Origin of the sequence: Streptomyces sp. SID9727 (genome assembly GCF_010550605.1) — a bacterium.
Lineage (GTDB): Bacteria > Actinomycetota > Actinomycetes > Streptomycetales > Streptomycetaceae > Streptomyces.
The window spans coordinates 1-1160 of the sequence record NZ_JAAGNI010000399.1; the positions used below are offsets into that span (position 1 = coordinate 1).

Annotated in this window: 1 protein-coding gene; it reads right to left on the reverse strand. The window is 73.6% G+C overall.

Annotated features, from left to right (window positions below):
- Positions 1-1160, reverse strand: a 1160-nt coding sequence (locus G3I41_RS28025) for a DUF3488 and transglutaminase-like domain-containing protein (RefSeq protein WP_164403169.1), incomplete at both ends; no start/stop codon positions are given.

Here is a 1160-nt window from a genome sequence, read left to right on the forward strand (position 1 = left end):
GCCGCCGACTGGCCGCACTCGCCCTGCCGGCGCATCTGCACCGGGCAGCTCTCCGACGCGGACGGCGCGGCCGCGACCGGCGCCGAGGCGTCCGCCTCCGGCCGGGCCGGGTCCGCCGTGTCACCGGACGGCGCGTCGGGCAGGGTGTAGGACGGGACGGAGCCCCGCGTCGGCGTCGGCTCGAAGCGCGTCCAGCCGATCCCCTCGAAGTACAGCTCGGGCCAGGCGTGCGCGTCGCGCAGACCCACCGTGTACGAACCGTCCGCCTGCGCGCTGCCCGGAGTGAAGCCCACCGCCACCCGGGCCGGGATGCCCAGCGTCCGGGCCATCGCCGCCATCGTGAACGAGAAGTGGACGCAGAAGCCCTGCTTGTCCTTCAGGAAGCGGGCGATCGCCGCGCTGCCCGTACCGGAGTTGACCGAGGTGTCGTAGGTGAACCCGCCGCTGGTGGAGAAGTAGTCCTGGAGCTTCACCGCGCGCTCGTAGGAGTTGGCCGCCCCCTCGGTGACCTCGTCGGCCGTCCGCGCGACCACCGCCGGCAGCGAATCGGGCACCTGCGTGTACTCGCGCAGCAACTCGGTCGGCACCGCGCCCGCACGAGCCAGCTGGTCGGACGTCGGCCGCACGTCGAGACTGGTCACCGTGTACTGCGCGCCGCCGGTGGTCTCCCCGTCGTCACCGACGAGAGTGCGGCCCTCGGGCTCGAAGCGCCACCGGCCGCCGACCCGCACCTCGGACGCCGGGTAGGGCAGCGGCAGATACGTCTGCTTGTAGGAGGCCGACGCCGAGACGGTCGACCTGATCTCCGTGACCGCGACGGACGAGGAGAGACCGGCCGGGGCCGGCAACCGCTTCGGCACGTCCTGGAGCCGGCGCGTCGAGGCGCGCCACTCGTTCCCGTTGAACTGGTCCAGGGCCAGGATGCGCAGATAGAAGTCGCCCGGACTGCTCGCGTTGGTGCGGTACGACATCACCTGCCGGTTCTCCGGCTGGTTGAGGTTGTCCTGGAGCGAGACCAGCGGGTTCACCGCGGAGATCGTGCCGCCCCCGCCCCCCCTGCCGCTCCCGCCGCCGGCACCGGCCAGCAGGCCGCCGTCGAGCGCCGGCAGCGCCGCGGGCACGACCAGCGCGATCCCGAGGGCCACCGCCCCGATCCGGCG